The sequence below is a fragment of the Bradyrhizobium sp. AZCC 1577 genome (assembly GCF_036924575.1).
GTDB lineage: Bacteria > Pseudomonadota > Alphaproteobacteria > Rhizobiales > Xanthobacteraceae > Bradyrhizobium.
The window spans coordinates 1,543,355-1,556,862 of the sequence record NZ_JAZHRQ010000001.1 but is presented as its reverse complement, the minus strand read 5'-3'; the positions used below and the strand labels follow the sequence as shown (position 1 = coordinate 1,556,862).

Here is a 13,508-nt window from a genome sequence, read left to right as displayed (position 1 = left end):
TCCGGTTTGCCGTTTGCAAGACGATCCGCGTCTGGTGATGCCGACATTTATGGCGCCGGCACGTAGCGCAGGATCACGATGCCGGTCGACAACGGCCGGCTGTCGAGCAGCTTCAGCTTGACCTTTTCGCCCGGCTTGAACAGCGGCGTTCCGCCGCCGAGGATGACAGGGCTTACCGCGATACGGAACTCGTCGATCAGCCCATGCGGGATCAGGCTGCTGGCGAGATCGGCGCTGCCGAACAGAAAAATGTCCTTGGCGCTGTCGCGCTTCAGCCGTGCGACGGTCTCCGGCACATCGGCGCTGAACACCTGGGTGTTGTTCCAATCGGATTTCTTCACCGTGCGCGAGAAGACATATTTCGGCGCGGCATTCATGAAGTCGGCAACCTTGCCTGTCGCGCTCGGCCAGTGGCCCGCCATCAGCTCATAGGTGACGCGGCCGAACAGCAATCCGCCGGCGGCGGTCATCTGCTCGATCGACAATTGCTCCAGCTCCTCGCCCCAGACGTCGGAATGCCAGGAAATGTCGCGGTTCGGGCCTTCAACGAAGCCGTCCAGCGTCATCAGGTTCCACATGATCAAGTTCGCCATTGCGATCTCTCCCTAAACTGATTGCGAATTGCAACTGGTTGCAGGATGACCGAACTGGTGCAATATTGCAAGCAGTTTTTTGAGGGTGCCTTGGTGCCCGCCTTTGGAGACGACCATGACCGATGCCCAGCGCTCCGGCTGCCCGATCAATCTTTCGCTGGAAGTGCTCGGCGACAAATGGAGCCTTTTGATCATCCGCGACATGATGTTCGGCAACCGGCGGCATTTTCGCGAGCTTCTGACCAAATCGGAGGAAGGCATCTCCTCCAACATCCTCGCCGACCGCCTGAAGACCCTGCTTGAGCAGGGCATCATCACCCGCGAGGACGATCCCACGCACAAGCAGAAGGGAATCTATTCGCTGACGGAGCAAGGCATCGAGCTCTTGCCCGTTCTCGCGCAGATGGCGGCCTGGGGTTACAAATATCTACCCGTCACCGAGGAACTCGGCATCCGCGCACGGCTGCTCAGCGAGGGCGGACCGAAAATGTGGGCCGAATTCATGGACGAGTTGCGCGAGAGCCATCTCGGCGCCAAACGGCGCAGGCGTAGCGGTCCTTCGGTCGGTGAGCGACTGCAGGCAGCGTATGAAAGCGTCGTGAACGGAAGATAGCCAAGGGTCCCCGGCCGCATGCTCCTCGGCGCGGGCGTCGCGCGGGGGAACATTCCCTAAGATCAGCATTACGTCGCGATGCTATCCGTCATCTTACGGAGAATATCGTTAACGCATTCTTTTTTCATTTGATCAAACGTGGCTCGGGGGCTCGGCGGCATTAACCAGCAGCCTCGTCATTTACCCATGCAATGAGGCCTACGGTGTTTCAATTTCTCAAGAGCTCCTCGACAGACAAAGCGCTTGCCGACGCTCTCGGCCGCTCGCAGGCCGTTATCGAGTTCGGCATGGACGGCACGATTCTCACCGCCAACAACAATTTCCTCAAGGCCCTCGGCTACTCGCTCGGCGAAATCAAGGGCAAGCATCACAGCATGTTCGTCGATCCGTCGCAGCGCGACAGCCAAGCGTATCGCGACTTCTGGACAGCGCTCAAGCGCGGCGAATACCAGGCCGCCGAATACAGGCGGATCGGCAAGGGCGGTAAGGAAGTCTGGATCCAGGCGACCTACAACCCCGTGCTCGACGGCAGCGGCAAACCCTGCAAGATCGTGAAATTCGCGACCGACATCACTGCCCGCAAGATCAAGAGCATGGAGGATGCCAGCCAGGTCGCCGCGATCAACCGTACGCAGGCGGTCATTGCGTTCGAGATGGACGGCACCGTCATCACCGCCAATGACAACTTCCTGAAAGCGATGGGCTACGCGCTCGCCGAAATCCAGGGCAAGCATCACAGCATGTTCGTCGGTCCGTCGGAGCGCGACAGCGCGGCCTACCGGCAGTTCTGGGCGGGCCTCAACCGCGGCGAAAGCCAACAGGCCGAGTACAAGCGGATCGGCAAGGGCGGGAAGGAAGTCTGGATTCTCGCCTCCTACAACCCCGTGCTCGATGAGAAGGGCAAGCCGTTCCGGGTGGTGAAATTCGCCACCGATATCACCAGCCAGAAACTTTCGACCGCCGATCTCGCCGGCCAGATTGCCGCCATCGGCAAGGCGCAGGCCGTGATCGAGTTCAAGATGGACGGTACCATCATCGGCGCCAACCAGAACTTCCTCCGGACAGTCGGTTACGCGCTGGACGAGATCCGCGGCCGGCACCACAGCATGTTCGTCGAGCAGACGGAGCGCGACAGCGCGGCCTATCGTGAATTCTGGGCGGCGCTCAACCGCGGGGAATATCAGGCGGCCGAATACAAGCGGATCGGCAAGAACGGCAAGGAGGTCTGGATCCAGGCGTCCTACAATCCGATCCTCGACCTCAACGGCAAGCCGTTCAAGGTGGTGAAATACGCCACCGACACCACCGCGCAGGTGCTGGTCCGGATGGGCAACGAGCGCGTGCGCGGCATGATGGAATCGGTGGCGGCAGGCGCCGAGGAACTGAACGCCTCGGTCCGGGAAATCTCCGAAGCCATGACCAAGTCGCGCGAGACGGCGGCGACCGCGGTCGGGCGGGTCGAGGCGGCCGACGCCCAGGCGCAGCGGCTGAACGAAGCGGCGCAGGCGATGAGCGGCATCGTGGAGCTGATCGGCAACATCACCGGCCAGATCAACCTCTTGGCGCTCAATGCGACGATCGAATCGGCGCGCGCCGGCGAGGCCGGACGCGGCTTTGCCGTGGTGGCTTCCGAGGTCAAGAACCTCGCCACCCAGGCCAAGCAGGCGACCGACAAGATCGGCCAGGAGATCAGCAATCTCAACGGCATCTCCGGCGACGTCGTCGGCGCGCTCGACAGCATCAAGAGTGCGATCCAGGGCGTCAGCGAATATGTCACCGCCACCGCGGCCGCAGTCGAGGAGCAGAGCACGGTGACCGGCGAGATGTCGGCCAACATGCAGCGCGCCGCCGCGGAAGCGAAGGCGATCGCGCAGCGCGCGGGCGGCTAGATACCATCATCGAATGCGTCAGGTACGGGACAGCCGCCCGTACCGGATTGCTATGCCGGGCTCAGCCGGCAGCGCTGAAGTCTGCATCACTGTCGCCGGGACATGCGACGGGGGCTGGGTTATAGGAGCGGGAAATCTTCTCTCTCGCAAACGGACCCGCCCATGCCCCCCTCCCCGCAAAAAGTTGCTCTCGTCACCGGCGCCGCGCGCGGCATCGGGCTTGCGACGGCGAAACGCTTTCTCGCCGAGGGCTGGCAGGTAGCGCTGCTCGACATCGAAGGCGAATTGCTGCGCGGCGCGGTCGAAGGCCTCGCCGACCCCGACAATACGCTGGCGCTGCATTGCGACGTCTCCGACGGCAAGGCGGTGGCGAACGCCGTGGCGGCGGTGAGCGAGCGTTTCGGCCGGCTCGACGCGCTGGTCAACAATGCCGGGATCGCGGTGTTCGCGCCGCTGCTCGACACCTCGGATGACGACTGGAACCGCATCCTGCAGGTCAACCTCACCGGCCCATTCCTGTGCACCAAGGCGGCGGCGTCCTTGATGCGCGAACATGGCGGCGGCGCGATCGTCAACGTCACGTCAATCTCGGCAGTGCGCGCCTCCACGCTGCGCTCGGCCTACGGCACCAGCAAGGCGGGGCTCGCGCATCTGACAAAGCAGCTAGCCGTAGAACTCGCTTCACTCGGCATTCGCGTCAACGCCGTAGCGCCCGGCCCGGTCGAGACCGCGATGGCAAAGCAGGTCCACACGCCGGAAATCCGCGCCGACTATCACGACGCCATTCCGCTCAACCGGTATGGCCTCGAAGAGGAACTGGCGGAAGCGATCTTTTTCTTGTGCAGCGATCGCGCGAGCTACATCACCGGGCAGATCCTCGCAGTCGATGGCGGTTTTGATGCCGCCGGCATCGGTCTGCCGACGCTGCGGGGCCAGCGGCGGAACGGGTAGTTCCTCGGTGGCTGTGTTGCTTGGAGTGCGGATCAGAGCCCAGTACGAATGACCTTGGCTGGCGGCCCGTCATTGCTGGATCGAGGAGGCAGATCATTGTTCAGCGCGCCGCGATGCAGCAACACCGTCCTTTCCAGTGGAACATCCGCTCGCATACTCGGCGTTCCCAGTGCGAACGCCGTCACGAGCAATAAAATGCCCGCACAGATAATGCTGAGAAAGAAATGATCCATGCGGTCCACAACGAAGGGCTGCACAGTTCGTTCCGCTGGGCTGCGCGGCAATTTCGATAAGCAGCGCTGCGCTTCTCGGCGACCGTAAGCCCGGTTCCGCGTGGCTCGTGAAGCTACGGTGGACACCGCCGCCTTGTTACCATGGATCCTGCTGGCGCGCGCCGCACTCACCTGCCACGCCGGGGTTGGCAACCTTACCGGGCCCGGGGGTCTCCGACGCGGACGCTTGACCAAACCTTGCCACATGTCCCAGCGTAACTGGGCCGGGGGCAGTGCTGACGGAGGAGCTGCACATGGGAATGGCGGTCATCAAGCTCATCGTTGTCGCCGCCGCGCTGTTGGCGGCAATCATGCCGGTGCGGGCCGAGATTCGCATTCTCGCCAGTCCCGGCGGACAGGTCGGGCCGTTTCTCGAACTGTTCGATCGCGTGCGCGAGACCGGGGAGCGGGTGGTGATCGACGGGCCATGCCTGTCCGCCTGCACGCTGGTGCTGATGACGGTGCCGGCCGAGCGCATCTGCGTGACGCGCCGGGCAGTCCTCGGATTCCACGCCGCGCGCTCGATCGACGGCCGCGGCCGGATCTATGCCGAGCCGGAAGCCTCGCGCGCGGTGCAGGCAGCCTATCCCGACCAGGTGCGGGATTGGATCAGCCGGCACGGTGGATTGACGTCGCGGATGTTGCTGCTGCGCGGGCGTGACCTGGCGGCGATCTATCCAAGGTGCAGATAGGATTCGTCGCTGTGTAGGGTGGGCTAAGGCGCACTTCGCGCCGTGCCCACCATCTTCCTTGTGGCGCGAATGGTGGGCACGCGGAGCCTGTCATCACTCCGCGAGCGCCCTTGCGCTCGTCGCTGGGCGCGCGTTCGCGCGACCCGTTGGCTTTGCCCACCCTACGGCTACGAATTTGCGCTCACATATCTTCCTTGGGGCAGTTCACCATCCAGGGAATGCCGAACTTGTCGACACACATGCCGAAGCCGTTGGAGAAGAAGGTCTTGCCGAACGGCATCCTGATCGTGCCGCCCTCGGCGAGCGCATTGAAGCGGCGTTCGGCGTCGGCGGGATCTTCGACCGCCAGCGCAACCGACATGCCCTGCGGCTGATGGTAATCGCCGGGCGTCGCGTCGGAGGCCATCAGCACTTCGCCGTCGATGGTGATGCGGGCATGCATGATCTTGGTTTTCCAGTCCGCCGGGACCGGCATGTCGGCGGGCCCCTCGCCATACGGCATCTTCGCTTCGATCCGAGCGCCCAACACCTTCTGATAATAGTTCAGCGCTTCCTCGCAATTGCCGTTGTAAAACAGATAGGGATTGACCTGCATCGGTGGCTCCTTTGGTTGTCGATCAGTCGCGTCCGCGGCGTTCCCCGGATGAAGTGCAGCGCGTTGGCGATGCGCTGCTGTTCCGGGGTCCATCAATTGGGTCCCGGCTCTGCAGCGCACCACTTCGCGGTGCGCCGCGTCCGGGACACGAGCGCGGCAACACTCATTTTTCGGTGAGCGTCTTCAGATTGGCGAGACCAGCTTCGAAATCCCTGCCGATCATGCGATCCAGGTTCATGAACACCTGGATCAGCCTCGACATGAAGTTCGCCGGACCATGCATCAGCCATGTGACATGGGTGCCATCGCCCTGCGGCAGCATTGTGAACTCGGCGGTGTTGTGGCCTTCGAACGGCTTGAAGAAATCGAGCTTGATGACGATTTTCTGCGGCGCCGCGGCCTCGAGAATTTCCATGCGGCCGGAACCGACATTCTTGTCGCCGTCCCAGGCATAGACGGCACCCTTGCCGCGCTTCGCACCGCTATAGGTGCGCTTCATCGCCGGGTCCTTCTGCTCGTAGGGCGACCAGCTCCGCCACTGCTGAAAGTCGGAGATCAGCGGAAATATCCTTTCCGCCGGCGCCTTGATGCTGATCGCGCGCTGTACCCGTAACGTATTCGGCTTGGTCGCGGCGAGAATGAGCACGATGGCGACGGCAATCGCCAATATGGCGGCGATAACGGTAATGACTTCCAGCATGTCGAGCTCCGTGAACAATCGGTTGAAGCTAATCAGCGGCGAAGGGGGATCAAGCTGCGCAGGTTCTTGTCGCGCAGCCACAGCCCGCCCCACAGCATCAGGCCGAGATAGAGCCCGAACAGCGTGTGCGTAAGCAGGGGGCTATCGATCCGCACATGCGAAGCGATCGCGCCGCCGAGATAGCCGGTGAGCAGGATGGCCCCTAGGATCGAGGTCGGCGGAATGGCGTAGAGCACGGTGCAGACGATGGTGATGGCGCCGAGGCCGCGCATCAGCGCGTCGCTCGAACCGTAACCCATTCGGTCCATGGTTTCGGTGACGACCGGCCACGGCACCAGCTTGATGGCGCCGTCGATCAGAAGGAACAGGATGACGAGGCCGGAGAGGATGCGGCCCGTCCAGCGTGCCGGGTTTGAGACAGGCGCGGTCTCGGCGATGACGGTCATGATCGGTCCCCGTTGTCTTGAATGGCTGCTCGGATTCAAGACGAACGGGGGTAGCGGAAACCGACAGGCTGAGCGAAATTTTTCGACAAGGACGCCGTAATGCCCCGGGCTAGTCCCGGCATGATCATTGCTCGCGGTGTGCATCACCCTCCCCTGGAAGGGTAGGGTCGGTTCGCATGTAGCGCAGCGAAATGCGAAACGGGGTGGGGTGATCTCTCAACTCGGGCTCTGTTGGATGCGGAGAGACCGTCACCCCACCTCGGTTCGCATTTCATGCGAACCGATCCTCCCCCTCCAGGGGAGGATAAGAGGAAGAGCTTACTTCCCGGCCTTCTTGCCGCGGGGCTGGCTGTCGCGCTGCAGGCGGTCGAGGTGCATGCGGATGTGGGCGGCTTCGGCCGAGGTGTTGGCGAGCGCGATGGCGCGGTCGAAGGCCACGCGGGCCTCGTCGTTGCGGCCGAGCTGCATCAGGAAGGCGCCGCGCACGCCGAAGAAATGAAAATAGTTCGACAGTCGCGCCGCCAAGGGCTCGATCATGTCGAGCGCGGCTTCCGGCCCTTTCACCTTGGACACCGCGACCGCGCGGTTCAAGGTCACCACCGGCGACGGCTGCATGATCTCCAGCGCGCCATAGAGCAGGTCGATCTGGGTCCAGTCGGTATCCTCGGGCTTCTCGGCGCGGGCATGCAGGGCGGCGATCGCGGCCTGGACCTGATAGGGGCCACTGCGGCGATGGCGCATCGCCTTGTCGATCAGCGCCAGCCCCTCGGCGATCAGAGCCTTGTTCCATTTCGAACGGTCCTGGTCGTCGAGCAGGATCACGGCGCCATCGGCATCGAACCGCGCATCTGCCCGCGCATGCTGCAGCAGCAACAGCGCGGTCAACCCCATGATCTCGGGCTCGCTCTGGAACAGCCGCAGCAGCAGCCGCGCCAGGCGAATGGCCTCCTCGCACAAAGGTGCGCGAATCTCGGCGGTGTCGCCAGAGGCCGAGTAGCCCTCGTTGAAAATCAGGTAGATCATGGCGGCGACGGAGGCGAGGCGCTCGGAGCGCTCCGCTGCGCCCGGCGTTTCGAACGGCACGTTGGCATCGGCGACGCGCGCCTTCGCCCGCGTGATGCGCTGCTCCATCGCGGCTTCCGAGACCAGGAAGGCGCGCGCGATCTGCTTCACCGTGAGACCCGAGACGATGCGCAGCGCGAGCGCGATCTGCTGCGTCGCCGGCAGGTCCGGATGGCAGCAGATGAACAACAGCCGCAGGATGTCGTCGCGGTAATGCGAGCCGTCGAGCCGCTCGGCAAGCTCCTCCTCGGCGTCGTCGAGGTCGGAGATCGCCTCATCCTCGGGCAGCGCCGTCTGCTTCTTGCCGCGCCTGATGTCGTCGATCGCGACATTGCGCCCGACCATGATCAGCCACGCCGCCGGATCGCGCGGCGGGCCGTTTTGCGGCCAGCTCTTCAGCGCGCGCAGGCAGGCGTTCTGAAAAGCTTCCTCGGCGGTATCGAGGTTACGGAAATAGCGCAGCAGCGCGCCGACCGCCTGGGGGCGAGCCGAAGTCAGTGCGGCATCGATCCAGGCAGTATCGGTCATGGCTGCACGCTCCCCGCCGTGAAGTGGCCGACGGGACGGATCTCGTAGGCGCCGCCGGGATTGGCCGCGCCGAGATCGCGGGCGACGCCGAGCGCCTCGTCGAGGTCCTTGCAGTCGACGAGATAGAAGCCGAGCAACTGTTCCTTGGTTTCGGCATAGGGGCCGTCCAGCACCAGCGGCGGATCGTCCTTGCGCAGCGTGGTCGCCGCCGTGGTCGGCAACAGACGCGCGACCGGGCCGAGCCGGCCCTGTTTGGTCAATTTGTCCTGCACAACGGACAATTTCTTCATGACCGCGGCGTCCTGTTCCTTGGTCCAGGAACCGACGGTGTCTTCATCGTGATAGCAAAGAATGGCGTACAGCATGAGGCTCAAGCATCTCCGTTGTCTTGATGACGAACGATTATGCCCGGAGCCGACAGGCGCGTCGAAGAAATTTTGAAAATGCCCTGCCTGCCGTCAGGGACCTACAATCGGCGGCGGTGGTGGATTGAAATGCCTGTAGGCATGAATGGCCGCCTTGGAACAAAGGCTGCACACACCGAGAATGAGAACGATGCACCTGAGCGTTTTCATCCGACGGCCCCGACTCTGATTGACCATGCAAGGTCTCCCTTGTCGGATGAAAGGAGGCTAGAGAAACACCTCGGTCCGCGATGTGAGGCGGGTCACGCCGGGTTGGCGACGCGAAAGGAATGGCAATGACGAAGGGTGCGCTTGCGCTGCTGGTGCATGGCGGGACCGAAAACTGGTCGCCGCAGCGCTGGAAGAGCCGGTTCGACGAGGTTTGCGCTGGGCGGTCCGTGCTACTGTTGCCGGATGCGTCGTTCGATCCAGCGGAGGTGCATTACGCGGCGGTGTGGAAGCCGCATCCGGGCGAGCTTGCCGCCTTCCCCAACCTGCGTGTCATCTTCAATCTCGGCGCGGGCGTCGATGCGCTGATGGCCGATCGCTCATTGCCTGACGTGCCGCTGGTGCGCGTCGCGGTCGGCGACCTCACCGCGCGGATGACCGAATATGTCGTGCTGCATGTCCTGATGCACCACCGGCAGGAGCCGTACTTGCGGGAATCGCAGCGCGAAAAGCGTTGGGCGCCGAAATCGCAATGGGCGGCGGGCGCAATTACGGTCGGTATCATGGGGCTGGGTACGCTCGGCACTGACGCCGCCGACGTGCTGCGGCGGCTGGGCTTTCGTGTCGCAGGCTGGAGCCGCAGCCCGCGAACGATCGAGGGCATCGAATGCTTTCACGGCGAAGCGCAGCTCGAGGCATTCCTGCGGCGCACCGACATTCTGGTATGCCTCCTGCCGCTGACGCCGGAGACGCGGCACATTCTCAATCGCGGGCTGTTTGAGAAACTGAATCGCACGAGCCCGCTCGGCGCGCCGGTCGTGATCAACGCCGGCCGCGGCGGCCTGCAGAACGAGGCCGACATTTTGCAATGCCTCGATGACGGCACGCTCGGCGGCGGCTCGCTCGACGTCTATGCCACCGAGCCGCTGCCCGCCGACAGCCGGTTCTGGACCCATCCAAAGGTGGTGCTGACCCCGCACAATGCCGCCGACACCGATCCCGACGAGATATCGAAATATGTCGCGCAGCAGATCGCGCGGTTTGAGGAAGGCGGCGCGCTGGAGAATGTGGTGGATCGAAAGCGGGGGTATTGACGATGTCGTCGTCCCTGCGAACGCAGGGACCCATACGCCGCGGCCCGCGGAAATGGCACAAGGCGAGACGGCTTTGCTTCAACGACGAAGCGCAGTGGTTATGGGCCCCTGCGTCCGCAGGGGCGACGGATAGAGTGTCGGCCGATCTCAAACAATCAGGTCGCTAAGATCGCGCCACTCAAAAGTCCCTGCGTTCGCAGGGACGACGGAGAGAGTTATTTCGCCGCCCCGACCATCACGTCGATCGCACCGTTGACGATCGCCTCCAGTTCCTTGCGCGGCACCTGAGCGCGGGCGCGGATGGCGATGGTGTGAATGGTGGCGGAGGCAAGTCGCGCCAGCACGGTCGCGTCGGCGCTCGCCGGTAGCTCGCCCTTTTCCTGGGCGAGCCGGAAACACGTCGCAAAAGCCTTGTCGAGCTCGGCAAAACCTTCCAGCACCATCGCGCGGATATCGGGGTCATGCACCGCCTCGGAGGCTGCGGTCATCACCGTGAAGCAGCCGCGCGGACCGGAATCGCCGGACAGATAGATGTCGAGCGCCACCGCGTAGATGCGTTCGAGGCGTTTTCGGATCGGCAGTTCGTTCCGGAAGATGTCCCCCATCGCGACCCGCGCGTCGTCGCGATAGCGCCGGTAGCTCTTGATGAAGAGTTCGCGCTTGTCGCCGAACGCGCCATAGAGGCTCGGCCGGTTCATGCCGGTGGCGGCGGAGAGATCGTCGAGCGAAGTGGCCGCAAAACCGTCCCTCCGAAACAGGTCGAGCGCCTTGCCGAGCGCCACGCCCGGCTCATAGGCGCGCGGGCGGCCCCGCCGCTTGGGCGGGATTGGGGCATCGATCCGGGGGACCGGAGGCTTCTTCCTTTTTTGTACCATTTCGCAAAGAATTCCTTGACCGGCTCTATATTATGCGGAACAGTATAAAAATCAATCCTGCCCGCCTTGAACGCCGGCCGATTGATCAAACCGCCAAGGAGGCAAACATGGACCTGTATTTCTCGCCGCTCGCCTGCTCGCTGGCGACCCGGATCGCGCTGTATGAAGCTGGCGTCGATGCCAATTATCTCGAAGTCGATCCCAAGACCAAGGTGGTGCAGAAGGACGGCTCGGATTTCCGCACCGTCAACCCGCTCGGGCTGGTGCCGACGCTGCGCACCGACGACGGGACCGTGCTGACGGAGAACGCGGCGATCCTGCAATATGTCGCCGACCGCTTTCCGGGCGCTGGCATCTCGGCCAACTCCGCTGAGGAGCGCAGCCGCCTGCATCAATGGCTGTGCTTCATCGGCACCGAACTGCACAAGGCGCTGTTCGTGCCGCTGCTCGACAAAACGGCGCCGCAGGACGCAAAGACTTATGCACTGAACAAGAATATGTCGCGGCTCGACTATCTCGAGAACTACCTGAAGGGCCGCGAATTCCTGCTCGATCACTTCAGCGTCGCGGATGCCTATCTCGTCACCATCATCAACTGGACGATGGCGACGCCGCCGATCGAACTGGCGAAGTGGCCGGCGGTGAAGGCCTATCACGAGCGGCTGCGCGCCCGCCCGAGCATTGCAAAGGCGGTCGCCGAGGAGTTCGAACTCTACAAGGCCGAACTCGCGCGACATAAGGCGGCGGCGTAAGGCGCCGTCGTGTCCCGGACGCGGTGCAGCACCCCTTGGTGATGCACCGCAGAGCCGGGACCTATTTCACGGCATGCAGTGGACCCCGGAACAGCAGCGCACCGCAGGAGTCGCGCGAAGCGCGATCCCGAGCGCGCTGCGCAGCATCCGGGGAACGCAGACGATAAGCCGTCACGCCGGCGGCGCCAGCAGCCGCTTCGTCAGATCGCTCAACGCGCGACGAAAAACTTTGGCGTCGGTGCGCGCCCGCGCCAGCACGAGCGCGCCCTGAATGGTGAGCAACGCATCCTCGGCGCGCCGCTGCGCCTGGCTGTTCGTGAGCCCGGATCGCCGCAAAAGCTGCGCCAGCGCCGTTTGCCAGCGCGCGAAATAGCCATCGACCGCTTCGGCAAAACTGTCGCGCGCCGAGCCGAGCGCCACCATGCCGACCAGGCAGACGCGATCGCCCGAGTGGAAATATTGATCGACTCCAGCGATCATCGCAGCGATGGCGCGCACGGGATCGTCGGCGGTGCGCAAGGGGGCGAAGATATGAAGTTCGAACCAGCCATCGATCTCGGCCAGCACCTCGGCGGCCATCTGCTCCTTGCCGCCGGGGAACAGATGATAGAGGCTGCCCTTGCCGAGCCCGGTAGCCTCCGTGATCAGCGTCAGCGAGGCGCCCTCGTAGCCATGCGCGCGAAACACCTCGCCGAGCGCGCGCAGTACCTCTCCACGTTCGACACCTCTTTTCAGCATCTGATCATAGCGGGTTCTCGCTCAGTCCCGCGACATCCGCCGGGCGCGGACCCGGGGCCGGCCAATGGAAGCGACGCTCGCTTTCCTTGATGGCGATATCGTTGATGCTGGCCTCGCGCCGCCGCATCAGGCCGTGTTCGTCGAACTCCCACTGCTCGTTGCCGTAGGAGCGATGCCACTGCCCGGCATCGTCGTGCCACTCATACTGGAAGCGCACGGCAATGCGGTTCTGATCGAACGCCCAGAGATCCTTGATCAGGCGGTAGTCATGCTCCTTCGCCCATTTGCGGGTGAGGAATTCGACGATCGCCTCGCGGCCCTGGAAGAATTCGGCGCGGTTACGCCAGCGGCTGTCCTCGGTATAGGCCAGCGATACCCGGACCGGATCGCGCGAATTCCAGGCGTCCTCGGCCATGCGCGCCTTCTGGGCTGCGGTTTCGCGGGTGAAGGGCGGCAGCGGCGGACGCGACATGAGGTTTTCTCCGGATTGCTAACCCCGAGACATTGTACCGATCGGTACAGAGAGTCAATATCCATAGCGTTTTCGAGCGAAGTGGATGCCGGTTCGCGTAAAGAAAACGCGTCAAAACTAAGGTTTACTCCGGCGCCAGATCGGCCTTCATCAACAACCGCAGCGATTTCGGGATCGGCTTCGCCCGTCCCTCGCTGATGAAGGCAACGCGCACCGCGGCCTTGATGAGGACATCCTCACCTCGCCGCACCTCCTGTGCCAGCGTGATGGAAGCGCCCTTCACAGCAACTGGCCATGTCACCACGTCGAGGACGTCATCCATCCGCGCCGGCCGCAGGAAGTCGAGCTGCATCGAGCGCACCACGAACGCAAAGCCCGGTGTCTCCTCCTGCGCCTGCTCGAACAGCGCATGCTGCGAGGCGCCCATCAGCCGCAGATGGTTGGTGCGGCCGCGCTCCATGAAACGCAGGTAATTGGCGTGGTAGACGATGCCGGAAAAATCAGTGTCCTCGTAATAGACACGGACCTGCATGTGATGGCGGCCGTCGCGGATCTCGCCGTCGAGGGAGGGAATCATTTCAAATGATTTACTTGCTCGCGAGCCAGCCTGAGAAACTCTTTCAGATCCCAAGGCACAACACGCCCCGCCTCCACGTCAGCCATA

The 13,508-nt window shown here is 63.5% G+C and carries 17 protein-coding genes; 6 read left to right on the top strand and 11 right to left on the bottom strand.

Translation table 11 applies throughout. The annotated features are described in order from the left end of the window. Positions 1–47: 47 nt before the first annotated feature. Positions 48–593 (bottom strand): dihydrofolate reductase family protein, encoded by a 546-nt coding sequence (locus V1278_RS07260; protein WP_334365086.1) that lies wholly within the window; start codon positions 591–593, stop codon positions 48–50. A 115-nt stretch (positions 594–708) separates the two neighbouring features. On the opposite strand from V1278_RS07260, the gene V1278_RS07255 reads away from it, so the two are divergent. From V1278_RS07255 to V1278_RS07245, 3 genes are all read left to right on the top strand, one after another. Beyond that, entirely contained in the window at positions 709–1,206 is a 498-nt protein-coding gene (locus V1278_RS07255) for a winged helix-turn-helix transcriptional regulator (protein ID WP_334365087.1), read from the top strand. A 203-nt stretch (positions 1,207–1,409) separates the two neighbouring features. Next, positions 1,410–3,095, top strand: a complete 1,686-nt coding sequence (locus V1278_RS07250) for a methyl-accepting chemotaxis protein (RefSeq protein ID WP_334380148.1) — start codon at positions 1,410–1,412, stop codon at positions 3,093–3,095. A 162-nt stretch (positions 3,096–3,257) separates the two neighbouring features. Next, positions 3,258–4,046 (top strand): SDR family NAD(P)-dependent oxidoreductase, encoded by a 789-nt coding sequence (locus V1278_RS07245; protein ID WP_334365089.1) that lies wholly within the window; start codon positions 3,258–3,260, stop codon positions 4,044–4,046. Positions 4,047–4,078: 32 nt separating this feature from the next. On the opposite strand, the gene V1278_RS07240 is transcribed toward V1278_RS07245, so the two are convergent. Further along, on the bottom strand, positions 4,079–4,303 hold the full coding sequence (locus tag V1278_RS07240; RefSeq protein WP_334365090.1) for a hypothetical protein: 225 nt from the start codon (positions 4,301–4,303) through the stop codon (positions 4,079–4,081). A 269-nt stretch (positions 4,304–4,572) separates the two neighbouring features. Here V1278_RS07240 and V1278_RS07235 point away from each other — a divergent pair, with 269 nt between their 5' ends. Continuing rightward, a complete protein-coding gene (locus V1278_RS07235) occupies positions 4,573–5,010 on the top strand; it encodes a hypothetical protein (protein WP_442893678.1) in 438 nt (145 codons plus the stop codon). Between the two features lie 181 nt (positions 5,011–5,191). Here the strand turns inward: V1278_RS07235 and V1278_RS07230 are convergent, their stop codons facing one another. The 5 genes from V1278_RS07230 to V1278_RS07210 all read right to left on the bottom strand — a co-directional run bounded on the left by V1278_RS07230 (position 5,192) and on the right by V1278_RS07210 (position 8,706). Next, positions 5,192–5,605, bottom strand: coding sequence for a VOC family protein (locus V1278_RS07230; RefSeq protein WP_334365091.1), 414 nt, complete (start codon positions 5,603–5,605; stop codon positions 5,192–5,194). Positions 5,606–5,768: 163 nt separating this feature from the next. Beyond that, on the bottom strand, positions 5,769–6,305 hold the full coding sequence (locus V1278_RS07225) for an SRPBCC family protein (protein WP_334380147.1): 537 nt from the start codon (positions 6,303–6,305) through the stop codon (positions 5,769–5,771). A 32-nt stretch (positions 6,306–6,337) separates the two neighbouring features. Beyond that, the gene (locus tag V1278_RS07220) at positions 6,338–6,751 is read right to left on the bottom strand and encodes a DoxX family protein (protein WP_334365093.1); all 414 of its coding nucleotides are present in this window, start codon (positions 6,749–6,751) and stop codon (positions 6,338–6,340) included. Between the two features lie 318 nt (positions 6,752–7,069). Continuing rightward, on the bottom strand, positions 7,070–8,341 hold the full coding sequence (locus V1278_RS07215) for an RNA polymerase sigma factor (RefSeq protein WP_334380146.1): 1,272 nt from the start codon (positions 8,339–8,341) through the stop codon (positions 7,070–7,072). Further along, positions 8,338–8,706 carry a YciI family protein gene (locus V1278_RS07210; RefSeq protein ID WP_028349210.1) on the bottom strand — a complete coding sequence of 123 codons (369 nt, stop codon included), beginning with the start codon at positions 8,704–8,706 and terminating at the stop codon, positions 8,338–8,340. Before V1278_RS07210 ends, V1278_RS07215 begins: the two co-directional genes overlap by 4 nt. A gap of 335 nt (positions 8,707–9,041) precedes the next feature. Here V1278_RS07210 and V1278_RS07205 point away from each other — a divergent pair, with 335 nt between their 5' ends. Then, on the top strand, positions 9,042–10,007 hold the full coding sequence (locus tag V1278_RS07205) for a 2-hydroxyacid dehydrogenase (protein ID WP_334380145.1): 966 nt from the start codon (positions 9,042–9,044) through the stop codon (positions 10,005–10,007). Positions 10,008–10,222: 215 nt separating this feature from the next. Here the strand turns inward: V1278_RS07205 and V1278_RS07200 are convergent, their stop codons facing one another. Further along, complete coding sequence (locus V1278_RS07200; protein ID WP_334380144.1) at positions 10,223–10,882, bottom strand: TetR/AcrR family transcriptional regulator; 660 nt, start codon at positions 10,880–10,882, stop codon at positions 10,223–10,225. 107 nt (positions 10,883–10,989) lie between these two features. Between V1278_RS07200 and V1278_RS07195 the strand changes: the two genes are divergently transcribed. Next, the gene (locus V1278_RS07195) at positions 10,990–11,634 is read left to right on the top strand and encodes a glutathione binding-like protein (RefSeq protein ID WP_334380143.1); all 645 of its coding nucleotides are present in this window, start codon (positions 10,990–10,992) and stop codon (positions 11,632–11,634) included. Positions 11,635–11,805: 171 nt separating this feature from the next. Here V1278_RS07195 and V1278_RS07190 read toward each other — a convergent pair whose 3' ends face one another. From V1278_RS07190 to ybgC, 3 genes are all read right to left on the bottom strand, one after another. Next, entirely contained in the window at positions 11,806–12,372 is a 567-nt protein-coding gene (locus V1278_RS07190; RefSeq protein WP_334380142.1) for a TetR/AcrR family transcriptional regulator, read from the bottom strand. A gap of 4 nt (positions 12,373–12,376) precedes the next feature. Beyond that, complete coding sequence (locus V1278_RS07185) at positions 12,377–12,844, bottom strand: nuclear transport factor 2 family protein (protein ID WP_334365099.1); 468 nt, start codon at positions 12,842–12,844, stop codon at positions 12,377–12,379. Between the two features lie 124 nt (positions 12,845–12,968). Beyond that, entirely contained in the window at positions 12,969–13,421 is a 453-nt protein-coding gene (gene ybgC / locus V1278_RS07180) for a tol-pal system-associated acyl-CoA thioesterase (RefSeq protein ID WP_334365100.1), read from the bottom strand. Between the last annotated feature and the right edge of the window lie 87 nt (positions 13,422–13,508).

Bases quoted from the DNA above. Each gene is read 5' to 3' on its own strand.
- V1278_RS07260 (WP_334365086.1), bottom strand. From the start codon at position 593: ATGGCGAACTTGATCATGTGGAACCTGATGACGCTGGACGGCTTCGTT.
- V1278_RS07255 (WP_334365087.1), top strand. From the start codon at position 709: ATGACCGATGCCCAGCGCTCCGGCTGCCCGATCAATCTTTCGCTGGAA.
- V1278_RS07245 (WP_334365089.1), top strand. From the start codon at position 3,258: ATGCCCCCCTCCCCGCAAAAAGTTGCTCTCGTCACCGGCGCCGCGCGC.
- V1278_RS07235 (WP_442893678.1), top strand. From the start codon at position 4,573: ATGGGAATGGCGGTCATCAAGCTCATCGTTGTCGCCGCCGCGCTGTTG.
- V1278_RS07230 (WP_334365091.1), bottom strand. From the start codon at position 5,605: ATGCAGGTCAATCCCTATCTGTTTTACAACGGCAATTGCGAGGAAGCG.
- V1278_RS07225 (WP_334380147.1), bottom strand. From the start codon at position 6,305: ATGCTGGAAGTCATTACCGTTATCGCCGCCATATTGGCGATTGCCGTC.
- V1278_RS07220 (WP_334365093.1), bottom strand. From the start codon at position 6,751: ATGACCGTCATCGCCGAGACCGCGCCTGTCTCAAACCCGGCACGCTGG.
- V1278_RS07215 (WP_334380146.1), bottom strand. From the start codon at position 8,341: ATGACCGATACTGCCTGGATCGATGCCGCACTGACTTCGGCTCGCCCC.
- V1278_RS07210 (WP_028349210.1), bottom strand. From the start codon at position 8,706: ATGCTGTACGCCATTCTTTGCTATCACGATGAAGACACCGTCGGTTCC.
- V1278_RS07205 (WP_334380145.1), top strand. From the start codon at position 9,042: ATGACGAAGGGTGCGCTTGCGCTGCTGGTGCATGGCGGGACCGAAAAC.
- V1278_RS07200 (WP_334380144.1), bottom strand. From the start codon at position 10,882: ATGGTACAAAAAAGGAAGAAGCCTCCGGTCCCCCGGATCGATGCCCCA.
- V1278_RS07195 (WP_334380143.1), top strand. From the start codon at position 10,990: ATGGACCTGTATTTCTCGCCGCTCGCCTGCTCGCTGGCGACCCGGATC.
- V1278_RS07190 (WP_334380142.1), bottom strand. From the start codon at position 12,372: ATGCTGAAAAGAGGTGTCGAACGTGGAGAGGTACTGCGCGCGCTCGGC.
- V1278_RS07185 (WP_334365099.1), bottom strand. From the start codon at position 12,844: ATGTCGCGTCCGCCGCTGCCGCCCTTCACCCGCGAAACCGCAGCCCAG.
- ybgC (WP_334365100.1), bottom strand. From the start codon at position 13,421: ATGATTCCCTCCCTCGACGGCGAGATCCGCGACGGCCGCCATCACATG.